A 13031-nucleotide genomic window follows, 5' to 3' on the forward strand; every position below is an offset into this window, starting at 1 on the left:
CATGAACCGCTATCTTATTTTCCAGCTCCAGGGGGCAATGGCCTCCTGGGGGGAGATTGCCGTTGGCGAAGTGCGCCATACGCGCGCGCTGCCGGGGCGTTCGGCGCTGCTGGGGCTGCTTGCCGCCGCCCTCGGCATCCGGCGCGATGATGACGCGGCGCTGAACGCGCTTAATCAGCATTACCAGTTTATCGTCTGCGCCGGGAAGTCTGCCGTCTGGGCGCGGGATTACCATACGGTTCAGGTGCCGCGCGAGGCGCGCAAGGTGCGTTATTTCACCCGCAAAGACGAACTGCGTGACAAGCTCGTGCTCGAAACCACGCTTTCCCGCCGCGACTACTACACCGACGGCTACTGGCTGGTTGCGGTGGCGGCAACCCCTGGCGCGCCTTACACGCTGGAGGCGTTACAGGCGGCTTTGCTGGCGCCTGTGTTTCCGCTCTGTCTCGGCCGTAAAAGCCACCCGCTCGGGCTGCCGCTCTGGCCGCAGCTGTGCGAAGGCGAGGCGGCGTCGGTGCTGCGCGAGGCACAGACGCGCTACGGCGCCGCGTTAAGCGAGCTTTGTCCGGCGCTAAAACAACTTGCGCAGTTTCATCCGCAGATCTGGTGGGAGGGCGACCACGATGGGCTTAAGGCTGACGAACTCCAGACCTGGCGTGACCAGCCGCAGAGCCGCAGGCGCTGGGATTTCGATACCCGAACCGTAAAACAAGGACGACTGACGCAGGAGGCGCCATGTACCTCTCAAAAATAATGCTCCCCACCGCCAGGCTTACCCCTGAAAGGCTGATGGAGATGATGGCGCGCGGCGAGTACGTCATGCACCAGTGGCTGTGGGAGCTTTTCCCTGGCGCAGCGCAGCGGCAGTATCTTTATCGCCGTGAAGCGCTGCAGGAGGGGTTCTGTTTTTACCTGCTTTCCGCCGCCGCGCCACAGGTTGATCATCCGCTTTTTGATGTGCAGACGCGGCCCTTCGCACCGTCTGTTGAAGAAGGCATCACGCTGCGTTTCACGCTGCGGGCGAACCCGGTGATAACCCGCAACGGTAAGCGGCACGACGTGTTGATGAACGCTAAACGCGAATGGCGGCGCGGCGAGGGCGATAACGCGCTCTGGGCGAGTCAGCAACAGGCGGCGCTGGCGTGGCTTGTCGCACAGGGTGAGCAAAGCGGCTTTTGTGTTGAACAGGCAAACATTGCTGCTTACCGACAGCAGCAGATCGTCAAATCCCGTGGGGAGCTTATTCAGTTCAGCAGCGTGGATTTTGAAGGCGTGCTGCGCGTGACCCAGCCAGCGTTCTTTCTGGAACGGATGGCGCTAGGGTTCGGCAAATGTCGCGCTTTTGGCTGCGGCCTGATGCTCATCAAACCGGATCGGCGGGAATGAGCTTCGTTCCGTTGAACCCTGTTCCGCTTAAGGATCGCACCTCCCTGATTTTTCTTCAGTACGGTCAGCTCGACGTACTGGACGGCGCCTTTGTGCTGGTCGACAAAACCGGGATACGCACCCATGTGCCGGTGGGTTCGGTCGCCTGCATCATGCTGGAGCCGGGAACGCGTATTTCTCACGCGGCGGTGCGGCTGGCTTCGCAGGTAGGCACATTGCTGGTGTGGGTGGGCGAAGCGGGCGTTCGGCTTTACGCTTCAGGCCAGCCCGGCGGGGCGCGGGCGGACAAGCTGCTTTACCAGGCGAAGCTTGCGCTGGATGAGACCTTGCGGCTAAAGGTGGTGCGCAAAATGTATGAGCTGCGCTTTGGCGAGCCGCCGCCCGCGCGGCGTTCGGTTGAGCAACTGCGCGGTATTGAAGGCGCGAGGGTGCGCCAGACCTACGCTCTGTTGGCAAAGCGCTACGGCGTGAAGTGGAACGGACGCCGGTACGATCCAAAGGCGTGGGAGAAAGGCGATGTGGTTAATCAATGCATCAGCGCAGCCACCTCTTGCCTCTATGGCATTACGGAAGCGGCGGTGCTGGCGGCGGGTTACGCCCCGGCAATAGGTTTTATTCACAGCGGCAAACCGCTCTCTTTTGTTTATGACATTGCAGACATCATCAAGTTTGAAGCTGTGGTGCCGAAAGCGTTTGAGATCGCCGCTCGTCATCCCGATCAGCCGGATCGTGAAGTGCGTCTGGCCTGTCGCGATATTTTCCGCAGTGAAAAGCTTACCGGCAAATTGATCCCGCTTATTGAAGAGGTGTTGTCGGCAGGTGAAATTGAACCGCCGCAGCCTGCCGCCGATATGCTTCCACCCGCTATTCCGGAGGCGGAATCGCTGGCGGAAGCCGGGTTCAGGAGTCGTTAATGAGCATGCTGGTTGTGGTGACGGAAAGCGTGCCGCCCCGGTTGCGTGGAAGGCTCGCCGTCTGGCTGCTTGAGCTGCGCGCCGGGGTTTACGTTGGCGATGTTTCTCGTCGCGTTCGCGAGATGATCTGGCACCAGATTACGGAACTGGCGGAAGCGGGAAATGTGGTGATGGCCTGGGCGACAAATAACGAATCGGGTTTTGATTTTCAAACTTACGGGGCTAACCGACGCGTGCCGGTAGATCTCGATGGCCTGCGGCTGGTTTCATTTTTACCTCACGAAAATCAGTAGGTTATTTGCTCTTTAATAATATGGAGATGTAATTAAAAGGTTGGTAGATTGTTGTCTGTCAAAAAAGACGATAAAAAACAATTGTATAGTTTAAGTGTGTTCCCCGCGCCAGCGGGGATAAACCGCATGGCGACGCCTTCCGGGGAATGCACATTTTGTGTTCCCCGCGCCAGCGGGGATAAACCGAAACCGGGGCTGGTACGCCAGCAGAAGGCGTAGTGTTCCCCGCGCCAGCGGGGATAAACCGTCAACGCAACACCGCAATCGGGACGGGTGCGAGTGTTCCCCGCGCCAGCGGGGATAAACCGCTGACAGCACGTCGTCGCGGTGGTAACAATCAGTGTTCCCCGCGCCAGCGGGGATAAACCGGGTTGCCTGAAATATCCCGGCGATGTCATCCGGTGTTCCCCGCGCCAGCGGGGATAAACCGTCCTCACGATTGTCCACCCCTCATATCCGCCCGTGTTCCCCGCGCCAGCGGGGATAAACCGTTATCGTCCTGATTGCTGGCCGTTCTGGAAGAGTGTTCCCCGCGCCAGCGGGGATAAACCGTGATGTTTCCGCATGCAACAGATTCATTGCCGGTGTTCCCCGCGCCAGCGGGGATAAACCGGGAACGCGTAGAGCGCATAACCTAGCGGATCGGTGTTCCCCGCGCCAGCGGGGATAAACCGCAGCGGGCGTCATCGAGGGAATACTCCAGGGGGTGTTCCCCGCGCCAGCGGGGATAAACCGTGAAATTCACCCCGCCCGTTGCCGTGGCGTTAGTGTTCCCCGCGCCAGCGGGGATAAACCGCGTAAACTGCTGGGAGCGGTGGCCGAAGAGGTGTGTTCCCCGCGCCAGCGGGGATAAACCGAAAAGCAGCACAGGAAACTAAACATTGAATACGTGTTCCCCGCGCCAGCGGGGATAAACCGCGCGAGCTGCGGCTTTATCAGTGGGTTAAAGAGTGTTCCCCGCGCCAGCGGGGATAAACCGCGGGGCGGTACGCTGCGGGCGAGTTGATACAAGTGTTCCCCGCGCCAGCGGGGATAAACCGGCCTCCAGCCGTAGCGAAACCGGGATAGCAATGTGTTCCCCGCGCCAGCGGGGATAAACCGCGTCAGGGAGCTGGTATCCCGACGCTGATTATGTGTTCCCCGCGCCAGCGGGGATAAACCGCTTATTTGCAGTTTTGAGGTATTCACCTATTGGTGTTCCCCGCGCCAGCGGGGATAAACCGGGTCGGACAATGTCGTCATTGCCGGGAATGTGGTGTTCCCCGCGCCAGCGGGGATAAACCGGCAGCGCACGCTAATCGGCTCCGGCGCAATTCGTGTTCCCCGCGCCAGCGGGGATAAACCGCTGGCGCAGGCCATCACGCAGGCCGTACACGTGTGTTCCCCGCGCCAGCGGGGATAAACCGCTACAGGCCGTTGTAGCCGCCTGTGAATTGCGGTGTTCCCCGCGCCAGCGGGGATAAACCGCCGACTTTATCAAGGCCGCGACTGGCTCCGGCGTGTTCCCCGCGCCAGCGGGGATAAACCGCAAAACGAGAATACCTTAGACGTAACGCCTGTGTGTTCCCCGCGCCAGCGGGGATAAACCGCTACCTGCTTCATATAGTTTCGTGTTTATTTCGTGTTCCCCGCGCCAGCGGGGATAAACCGCGGCCCTTTTTTATTGGAGGTTTTTTCTGATTGTGTTCCCCGCGCCAGCGGGGATAAACCAAATACAGGGCACCCGATTATTTTCAAATTGCCGTGTTCCCCGCGCCAGCGGGGATAAACCGCACTCTGTGATAGTCGCGATCATCTTTCGGTGGTGTTCCCCGCGCCAGCGGGGATAAACCGCGGCTGTTTTTGTACTCGTTGATGATACGCATGTGTTCCCCGCGCCAGCGGGGATAAACCGCCGAGCCCGAGCTGAACTGTAACGCCAGCGGCGTGTTCCCCGCGCCAGCGGGGATAAACCGCGAGTGGCGCTGTCAGCCCACCCCGTGCCCATGTGTTCCCCGCGCCAGCGGGGATAAACCGCTAATACAGCGTGCGTACAGTTTGATAGGTCGGTGTTCCCCGCGCCAGCGGGGATAAACCGCACCCGCAAACCCTGCGCCCCTGAACAAAAAGGTGTTCCCCGCGCCAGCGGGGATAAACCGCGAGCACGTCGGTGGCACGCCATGCCCCACCCGTGTTCCCCGCGCCAGCGGGGATAAACCGCACCCGGCACCACACCGCAGAACCTGCTGAATGTGTTCCCCGCGCCAGCGGGGATAAACCGTCGTAGCGCTCGACCTTTTGACTGTTAATTTTGTGTTCCCCGCGCCAGCGGGGATAAACCGGCAACCAGCGCCGGCTGGCGAAACTTATTGGCGTGTTCCCCGCGCCAGCGGGGATAAACCGGAAAACTGAAACAGCAGCGCCAGCAGTACAGGCGTGTTCCCCGCGCCAGCGGGGATAAACCGTGGTTAGCGAAAATACGCCAATGGCCCGGCAGGTGTTCCCCGCGCCAGCGGGGATAAACCGCTCGACAACCGCACCCGGGTTATTCATCAGCGGTGTTCCCCGCGCCAGCGGGGATAAACCGGCAGAGGGCGGAGCGCACGGCTACAGGCTGGAGTGTTCCCCGCGCCAGCGGGGATAAACCGCTCCCGCAAAAAGCCAGACGTTACAGCCTGTTGTGTTCCCCGCGCCAGCGGGGATAAACCGCTTGGCGAGCACAATCAGCGCCTGTCTGTCATGTGTTCCCCGCGCCAGCGGGGATAAACCGCAGGCAACACCCGGTTCGTAAATTCTCGCTATGTGTTCCCCGCGCCAGCGGGGATAAACCGTGAAATTCCGCCTTGGCTTGCGGGTGCCGCTGGTGTTCCCCGCGCCAGCGGGGATAAACCGAAAATTTAAAAACTCAAGCGGCGACATTCCTTGTGTTCCCCGCGCCAGCGGGGATAAACCGATAATCAGTCAGCGTCTAGATGTGTCGATGAGGTGTTCCCCGCGCCAGCGGGGATAAACCGAACGACCAAAAAAAAACTCACGGCAATACAGGCGTGTTCCCCGCGCCAGCGGGGATAAACCGCACTTCTTTTTTTGGGCACTCGTCAGCCTGATGTGTTCCCCGCGCCAGCGGGGATAAACCGGCGGGCACAGTGGGCCGTCATGTGCTGGTGGAGTGTTCCCCGCGCCAGCGGGGATAAACCGTCATCAATAGTTGCACGCCCGCTTTTAACGTCGTGTTCCCCGCGCCAGCGGGGATAAACCGCGTAAACGCTAATCAGTTCGTCTGCATCAAATGTGTTCCCCGCGCCAGCGGGGATAAACCGATAAGGGAGCGGCAGCGAGAGGGGATAAAGGTGTGTTCCCCGCGCCAGCGGGGATAAACCGGTGGCGAACTACGAAAAAATGGCGGCGGCGATGTGTTCCCCGCGCCAGCGGGGATAAACCGCGGTGGAGAGCCGCACGGCGCAGGTACGGCAGGTGTTCCCCGCGCCAGCGGGAATAAACCGCTTTGTGGTTTAATTGGTAAACAATATCAGTAGTGTTCCCCGCGCCAGCGGGGATAAACCGTACGCGGCGACGATAGAGTCAGAGCTTGATACGTGTTCCCCGCGCCAGCGGGGATAAACCGATACTTTGCGCGAAATGGCTAGAGCCTGGAACGTGTTCCCCGCGCCAGCGGGGATAAACCGTGATTGGAAACTGGTGCTGGATTTCTGGCGATGTGTTCCCCGCGCCAGCGGGGATAAACCGTGAGCTGCGGCCATGGCTTCCAGCGCTGCTATGTGTTCCCCGCGCCAGCGGGGATAAACCGTGTTTCCTGTTTATACGCCTTCACCGCCGCGCGTGTTCCCCGCGCCAGCGGGGATAAACCGGCGGACAAGGCTATGCAGCAGTTAGAGCAATAGTGTTCCCCGCGCCAGCGGGGATAAACCGCGCCAGCGGGGATAAACCTTGTAGTTTTAAACGTGAGCCTTTTATCAATGCGTGTTCCCCGCGCCAGCGGGGATAAACCGAGTACGCCTTTGCGCCCGGCGTTAAACTCCTCGTGTTCCCCGCGCCAGCGGGGATAAACCGTCGGATATCGCTATCAGCCTGATAAGCCACAGCGTGTTCCCCGCGCCAGCGGGGATAAACCGGCCGCTCCCGCGTCGTCGTCGGCTGGAGCCTTGTGTTCCCCGCGCCAGCGGGGATAAACCGCGTCGCAGCATTGAACGTGAACTGTTCCTGACGTGTTCCCCGCGCCAGCGGGGATAAACCATAGATCGCATCCTCCCTCACTCTATACGCAGTGTGTTCCCCGCGCCAGCGGGGGTAAACCGGAGCAATCCGAGGCTGAAAGACGGGTAGCGCTGTGTTCCCCGCGCCAGCGGGGATAAACCGCGGTTTTTACCTCTTTCAGGACTTCTCTGTTCATGTTCCCCGCGCCAGCGGGGATAAACCGAGAAATGCCTACGTAAACGCGGCGAAGTGTTCCCCGCGCCAGTGGGGATAAACCGCAGTTTGACGAAGTTATGAATCGCCTGCTTCAGTGTTCCCCGCGCCAGCGGGGATAAACCGGATTCCCGGCTCTTGATAGCAGCCATAGGTAAATGTTCCCCGCGTCAGCGGGGATAAACCTCCAGACCACTCTCGGCCTGAATGGTGCGTTCCGTGTTCCCCGCGCCAGCGGGGATAAACCGCCTCATAAAGAAATCGCATTCGCCTGGCTGGCGTGTTATCAGCTTTACAAAACGAAAAGCCATACGCCGACTACAGGAATCGTATTCGGTTTTAAAATTTGTTTAGTCACATTAAATAAGATGTAAAAGCGGCGAGCCCAGCGGTTCGCCGCATAGCGCTTTTATTCACCGTAGCGTGAAGGCCAGATCTCTTTGGCTGGTGTTTTTATTCTTGCGGCGATAATTTGTTCGCCTTTCGGCCAGTGTCGGTACAGGGCGTTAGCAAGGGTGGAGGAGGAGAGTCCGTTTTCACGAGAGAGCGCGGCAAGCGAAGAACCTGATTTCTTGATGGCTGCAATGATGTCCGCCCGATGCCAGTCTTGTTTCATGGTTGCATTCCTTTGGTGGTGGATCGAACGAGGTTTGCAGTACCAGCCAACCTGCACTGGCGAGCCGTAAGGCTCCCTCGCCCGACCCACCATTGAGGTGTAGCAGGGCGAACCAGACACGAAAAGCATCTGGCCAGGTTGGGTTGAGCGGGCTGCAAATCCCGACCACTGGATTTTGCCAGTGGCGCGAGCATGTTACAGCAGCGTGCTACAGGGGTAAATAAAGGCAATGCGAGGCGGCTCGCAAAGCGGAAGGGAGCAAAGAAGATTGAGATTTTGGCTTGCCGGAAACCCTTCAGCGCGTCGCCACTGCGCAATAAACCGGCATCCGGCGCGGGCTTGCTTGCAATTGGTGGGGGCAGGCGACATAATGCCGCCTGCGCGTTTAACGACGCCCTCAATGGGGGCCCTGTTGGTTCTCCCGCAACGCTACTTTGTTTACCTGGTCAGGTCCGGAAGGAAGCAGCCAAAGCAAAGGACGTGTGTGCCGGGATGTAGCTGGCAGGGCCCCCACCCATCTGTGCTAACGCTATGATTTCTATAGCTAAAAATCTCATTACTTTGCATTGATTTGCTGGTGGTACAACTTTTGTGTATCACTTAGAAGGCTAATCAATGTCACATCTGATGCTATCCCGTCACGGAATCTGGTACTACCGTAGAGTCTACTTAACACCTCGGAGACGGCGCGAGATTCGCATTTCTCTGCGTACACGTTAAAAGCGTGAAGCTATGAAACGTGCAGAGCAATACATCACCTCACAGCCTTTCGCCTGTGTTCCCCAGGCACACTCATCTTCTGCCCTGGCTACACCTGCACTGGTGAACGAGAAGAAGCCATTATTTCCGAACCTAAAAAGTAAGCTTGAGAAGTACGCCAATGCCAAAACGGGGTCTGTGGGTGAGCGCGAGATTTTGACGATAAACAGGCGCGTGAATGCTTATTTGGCTGCACGAAAGAGCCTTTCAGCAAAAGAAGCGCGGCGGCGTTTTTCAAATGGCTTGCAACTCGCACAGATGAAGAGATTCGAAACCCATTTGAGGGGATGGGTGTTAAGGAAACAACAGCACCGATGGATCGCCGTCCTGCATACTCGCTTAACGATCTGAAACGATTGCAGATTGCTTTGCATGGCGTGAAGGACTGGAAGCGGTGGATCATTCTGATTGGTCGCTATTCGGGGATGAGGCAGAATGAGATCTGCCAGCTTTACCACAATGACGTGATGAAAGTTGATGGAGTTTGGTGCTTCCGTGTTGATAATTTGAATCCGAATCAGACGCTTAAAACGGACAGTTCGCGGCGATTCGTTCCGATCCATTCTCAACTATTGGCGCTTGGTCTGCTTGATTTCATCAAAGACAGAAAAGGGCATCTGTTCCCTGAGCTGGCCTTGCACCTCGGCAGTTATAGTCATTACTTTAGCCGCTGGTTCACGAGGTTCAGGGGTAAGCATGGTTTGCCTGAGTACCATTCGTTGCGCCACTACGCCGCCACAACATTTAAACAAAATGGCTTCCCTGAATAGTTCGCTTCACAAGTTCTCGGTCACTCGAATGCGACGATAACTTATAACCGATATGGGAAAGGTATCGACATTTCATCATTGATAGCTTTGATTGAGACTCTTTAGCCCGGCGCTTTCGGCTGCTAACTCGAAAACCATGATTTTAGTCAACCTTCGCTTTAAATTGTGTTTTTCGTCTGTTTATATGCATTTAATAGATTTTGGTATTGATTCTTTTGAAGTTCTTGACTTAGAAAATAGATTAAACCTAATTAATTGAAATATTTTACTTTTTAGTATTTCTCTCATTGAGAATGTTTTTTGTGCCCACACTTAAGTTGAAGCTGACAACGATTGAGCTAATGAGATCTCATAACTCAGTGTTTCGTTGCCAATTTTTTCTCCACACTTAGGGGGCTTTATGGCGGATGGTATTGAGATTGATTTTTTGCCTGTTGGTGAAGGTGAACATAGCGGCGATGCAATTGCTATTCGTTGGAAGCAAGGCGATGAGTCTAAAGTTATGATTTACGATGGTGGTACGAAGGGCTATGGTGAAGCACTCGTAAACCATGTTCGTAATCACTATGGGGTGGATTTTGTTGACTATGTTGTCAATTCTCACCCTGATAATGATCATGCTGGTGGCTTGGTTTATGTGATTGAAAATATTGAAGTTGGCGAATTATGGATGCATCGCCCGTGGGAGTACAGCGAAGTAATACGTGAGTTCTTTCATGATGGGCGCATGACAGACAACAGCCTGGCGGAAAGGCTGAAGCAAAAAATGTCTGCTGCATATGCGCTTGAACAAGCTGCTATAGCAAAAAAAATCCCCATCTATGAGCCGTTCGCTGATTCTACGATTGGAATATTCACAGTCCTCTCGCCTTTGAGAAGCCGTTATGTCTATGAGCTAATTCCAAATTTCTCCAAATCGCCAGAGCTGAAAAAATCGGCCCTATCTATGGAGGGTATCGCAGAGTCCATTGGGACCGTCATCCAGGATGCTGTCGTAGCGTTAGCTGATGCATGGGATAAAGAATATTTACCTGAGTCGGTGGAAACCTCTTCAGAGAATGAGAGCAGTGCTATCTTATTCGGAAAACTGGATGGGCGGGGTTATTTGTTAACTGGCGATGCTGGTATCCAATCACTTCGAGAAGCAGCGGCTTATGCAGAGGGACTCGGCATTGATCTCCCTAATGAAGTAAATTTTGCGCAAATACCCCATCATGGGGGCCGCCATAATGTATCAACTGAGACGCTCAACCTCATTATTGGTGAACCAAAGGCGAGAACTGATGAACCTACACGTGTTGCGTTAGTTTCTGCGAGTGCCAAAGCACCAAAGCATCCGAAGAAAGTAGTGACAAATGCGTTTATTCGTCGTGGTTTTAAGGTGATTCAAACTAAAGGGACGCACGTTCGCCATCATCATAACATGGGAGCTCGTGCAGGCTGGGTTTCGGCAACCTGTGTTCCTTTCTATGATGAGACGGACGAATAATGGATACTTCTACTCCGTTGTCATTTGTTAAAGTGCTTGGGCAGGTAACTGACCCTTATGAACGTCAGGCGCGATTGTTTCCGGCACTTATTGCAATTTCGCCGTTCTTGGTGATGATCTTCGGCCTGTATCAAGACCAATTATCGAAATTTCACACTTTAGTAGTTGCTATTCTATCCTGTGGTGGTTTGCTTTTACTTTCAGAACTTGCTCGTCGCCGTGGGAAAATGAAGGAGAAAAGCCTCTGGGCATCGTGGGGAGGAGCTCCATCAGTTCAAGTCTTGAGGTATGCCAACGATACATTTGATGATGTATCGACTTCTCGGTATCACTCTATCCTATCAAAGAAAATAGGAGTTAAGTTTCCTTCGCAGCACGAGGAGCGCAGCAATCCATGTGAAGCTGATAAAATTTACGCATCAGCTGGTAACTACTTGCGAAATGCAACAAGGGATAAGGGGAAGTTTAACTTACTCTTCAGAGATAATATCAGCTACGGCTTCAGGCGTAATGGATATGGCTTGAAGTGGATTGGTGTAACAATATGTTTTCTTTGTTTAATTTGGGTGGTTGTCAGGGGCAACATAAACACTTTCAGCCTGCGACTGTATTCTGGGAACGGTATAGAATCAGTTCTTCTTCCGGGTGAATGGATCACGGTAGGAATGTCGTTAATAATGTTGGTTGTTTGGCTGTTGCTGTTTACTGAAAGTGCTGTACGCGAAGCTGGGTTTTCATACGCAGAAAGATTAATACTCGCTTGTGAAGTGTTGCCTAAAGCGAAGAATGCGAAGGTGCAGACTAATAAAAATATTTCTCCTACCGAAAACACATAAAAATGACGGGCAGGAAGTTTCTGCCTTGTCAATTTTGAGCTCATGTTAGACGACGTGGTTGCGTGGAATGCTTAACGCGATTTTTTAGCCCTCCGGTCTGAGCTGCCCAGAATCCTCAAATAAACGCTGATGCAGGTAAGCAGCCCACGGACTTATCTAAGCTCCACGCCTGATGCCGCGACCCGGCGTAAAGCCTGGATCGTCAAAGGAGACGTGGTTGGGGTAATACAAACCCAGGGCGGCTGGACAGAGGTTGAGTATCCCGGCAACAGTGGAAAAATGACGCACGGCTGGGTGAATAGCAATGATGTTCAGCCGTTAACGCCGCCGGCATCCTGAGCGGTTTATTTCTTTACTTAACTCAATATTGCCGGGCGACGCTTTCGCTTCGGCAATCTTTTTACGCGACTCCGTTGTTTTCCCTGCATGAACTTAATACCGAGCTACGATGCTGAAACAGAGACCACGTCAATGTGAAAGCAGATAGCCAGTCAATAAGTACGATTAAAGAGGGATGGCCTGAGTGCGCCTTCATCTGGCGGTACAAAGGCCGTGTTTCACATGCTTCTGGTTGATTGAAAAGTAAGAGTTAGCGTTAGCTGGCAGGGCCCCCACCCATTTATCCCTTACTCAATCCTTAGCGCCTGCATCGCTGCCAGCAGCGCTTCCATCTTCGGCGTTAATGTCTTTTTACGCGGCCACACCAGCATCAGCGGCAAGCCTTCCACGACTCGTTCCGGCAACAGCCGCACCAGCTCGCCCGCCGCTTCGGCTTCACGGGTAAGCCAGGTCGCCATCTGTGCCACGCCAAGCCCCGCTTTAACGGCTGAAAGCTGCGCTTCGCCATCGCCTACCGCCATGCGCCACGGCGCGGGGCGGTCCACCGCCTGGCCGTTCTCCTGCACAATGCGCCAGGCTTTATGGCTGCCGTCCGCCAGTTGATAAACAATCGCCCGATGCGACGGTAAATCTTCCACGCTGCGCACCGGCGGATGCCGCTCGAGGTAATCAGGCGCAGCGAAGAAGGCGCGCTTTTCCATACCGAGCAGCATGGACGAAAGCGTCTGCGGATAGTCGAGCGGGCCGCCGATGCGCACGGCGAGATCGACCCCCTCATCAAACAGATCGAGAAAACGGTCGGAGAAGGCGAGGGTAAGGCGCAGCTCCGGGTTGGCGCTGGCGAAGCGGTTAAGCAGCGGCATCGCCTCTTTGCGGCCAAAAGTCTGCGGCAGGGCGATGCGCAGCCTGCCTGCGGGAATGCGCCGCTGCGCCGCCAGTATCGCTTCGGTTTCGCTGAGCTCGCTCAGGATGCGCTGACAGGTGTCGTAATAGGCCTGGCCTGCGTCAGTTAACGCCATGCGGCGGGTGGTGCGGTCAAGCAGCCGCGAGCCCAGGCGGCTTTCAAGGCGCGCCACGCTTTTACTCACGGCGGAGCCGGTAAGGTTCAGCCGTCCGGCGGCGGCGCTAAAACTGCCGCACTCGACGGTCGCGACAAAGCAGCTTATGCCTTTCAGGTTTTCTTCGGTAATCATGATTGATGAATATTTTTCCCGTATGCCGC

General features: G+C 55.6%; 10 protein-coding genes, 1 other RNA gene and 1 CRISPR repeat array. Of the genes, 9 read left to right on the plus strand and 2 right to left on the minus strand.

Going from position 1 to position 13031, the window contains the following annotated elements:
* Position 1 precedes the first annotated feature (1 nt).
* Genes cas5e through cas2e form a run of 4 tightly spaced genes read left to right on the plus strand, consistent with a single transcriptional unit; the run spans position 2 to position 2593 of the window.
* Positions 2-754: a type I-E CRISPR-associated protein Cas5/CasD gene (gene cas5e / locus ACU4F7_RS05570; RefSeq protein ID WP_481638207.1), complete on the plus strand. Its 753-nt coding sequence runs from the start codon at positions 2-4 to the stop codon at positions 752-754.
* Complete coding sequence (cas6e, locus tag ACU4F7_RS05575) at positions 736-1386, plus strand: type I-E CRISPR-associated protein Cas6/Cse3/CasE (protein ID WP_481638208.1); 651 nt, start codon at positions 736-738, stop codon at positions 1384-1386. Before cas5e ends, cas6e begins: the two co-directional genes overlap by 19 nt.
* Positions 1383-2300: a type I-E CRISPR-associated endonuclease Cas1e gene (gene cas1e / locus ACU4F7_RS05580; RefSeq protein ID WP_188723132.1), complete on the plus strand. Its 918-nt coding sequence runs from the start codon at positions 1383-1385 to the stop codon at positions 2298-2300. The genes cas6e and cas1e overlap by 4 nt, the downstream gene beginning before the upstream one ends.
* Positions 2300-2593 (plus strand): type I-E CRISPR-associated endoribonuclease Cas2e, encoded by a 294-nt coding sequence (gene cas2e / locus ACU4F7_RS05585; RefSeq protein WP_481638209.1) that lies wholly within the window; start codon positions 2300-2302, stop codon positions 2591-2593. The genes cas1e and cas2e overlap by 1 nt, the downstream gene beginning before the upstream one ends.
* A gap of 96 nt (positions 2594-2689) precedes the next feature.
* A CRISPR array of direct repeats spans positions 2690-7248; the repeat unit is 29 nt; unit sequence GTGTTCCCCGCGCCAGCGGGGATAAACCG.
* 161 nt (positions 7249-7409) lie between these two features.
* Here cas2e and ACU4F7_RS05590 read toward each other — a convergent pair.
* Positions 7410-7616 (minus strand): helix-turn-helix domain-containing protein, encoded by a 207-nt coding sequence (locus tag ACU4F7_RS05590; RefSeq protein ID WP_481638210.1) that lies wholly within the window; start codon positions 7614-7616, stop codon positions 7410-7412.
* A gap of 410 nt (positions 7617-8026) precedes the next feature.
* Between ACU4F7_RS05590 and ffs the strand changes: the two genes are divergently transcribed.
* The 5 genes from ffs to ACU4F7_RS05615 all read left to right on the plus strand — a co-directional run bounded on the left by ffs (position 8027) and on the right by ACU4F7_RS05615 (position 11470).
* An RNA gene (gene ffs / locus ACU4F7_RS05595) (signal recognition particle sRNA small type) lies at positions 8027-8123 on the plus strand.
* A 225-nt stretch (positions 8124-8348) separates the two neighbouring features.
* Positions 8349-8726, plus strand: a complete 378-nt coding sequence (locus ACU4F7_RS05600) for a hypothetical protein (RefSeq protein WP_481638211.1) — start codon at positions 8349-8351, stop codon at positions 8724-8726.
* Complete coding sequence (locus tag ACU4F7_RS05605) at positions 8690-9145, plus strand: site-specific integrase (protein WP_481638212.1); 456 nt, start codon at positions 8690-8692, stop codon at positions 9143-9145. The genes ACU4F7_RS05600 and ACU4F7_RS05605 overlap by 37 nt, the downstream gene beginning before the upstream one ends.
* Positions 9146-9545: 400 nt before the next feature.
* Positions 9546-10634 carry a ComEC/Rec2 family competence protein gene (locus ACU4F7_RS05610; protein WP_481638213.1) on the plus strand — a complete coding sequence of 363 codons (1089 nt, stop codon included), beginning with the start codon at positions 9546-9548 and terminating at the stop codon, positions 10632-10634.
* Positions 10634-11470: a hypothetical protein gene (locus ACU4F7_RS05615; RefSeq protein WP_481638214.1), complete on the plus strand. Its 837-nt coding sequence runs from the start codon at positions 10634-10636 to the stop codon at positions 11468-11470. Before ACU4F7_RS05610 ends, ACU4F7_RS05615 begins: the two co-directional genes overlap by 1 nt.
* A gap of 626 nt (positions 11471-12096) precedes the next feature.
* Here ACU4F7_RS05615 and ACU4F7_RS05620 read toward each other — a convergent pair.
* Entirely contained in the window at positions 12097-13005 is a 909-nt protein-coding gene (locus ACU4F7_RS05620; protein ID WP_481638696.1) for a LysR family transcriptional regulator, read from the minus strand.
* Positions 13006-13031 lie beyond the last annotated feature (26 nt).

The organism is Franconibacter pulveris, assembly GCF_056780215.1.

Bases quoted from the DNA above. Each gene is read 5' to 3' on its own strand.
- cas5e (WP_481638207.1), top strand. From the start codon at position 2: ATGAACCGCTATCTTATTTTCCAGCTCCAGGGGGCAATGGCCTCCTGG.
- cas6e (WP_481638208.1), top strand. From the start codon at position 736: ATGTACCTCTCAAAAATAATGCTCCCCACCGCCAGGCTTACCCCTGAA.
- cas1e (WP_188723132.1), top strand. From the start codon at position 1,383: ATGAGCTTCGTTCCGTTGAACCCTGTTCCGCTTAAGGATCGCACCTCC.
- cas2e (WP_481638209.1), top strand. From the start codon at position 2,300: ATGAGCATGCTGGTTGTGGTGACGGAAAGCGTGCCGCCCCGGTTGCGT.
- ACU4F7_RS05590 (WP_481638210.1), bottom strand. From the start codon at position 7,616: ATGAAACAAGACTGGCATCGGGCGGACATCATTGCAGCCATCAAGAAA.
- ACU4F7_RS05600 (WP_481638211.1), top strand. From the start codon at position 8,349: ATGAAACGTGCAGAGCAATACATCACCTCACAGCCTTTCGCCTGTGTT.
- ACU4F7_RS05605 (WP_481638212.1), top strand. From the start codon at position 8,690: ATGGATCGCCGTCCTGCATACTCGCTTAACGATCTGAAACGATTGCAG.
- ACU4F7_RS05610 (WP_481638213.1), top strand. From the start codon at position 9,546: ATGGCGGATGGTATTGAGATTGATTTTTTGCCTGTTGGTGAAGGTGAA.
- ACU4F7_RS05615 (WP_481638214.1), top strand. From the start codon at position 10,634: ATGGATACTTCTACTCCGTTGTCATTTGTTAAAGTGCTTGGGCAGGTA.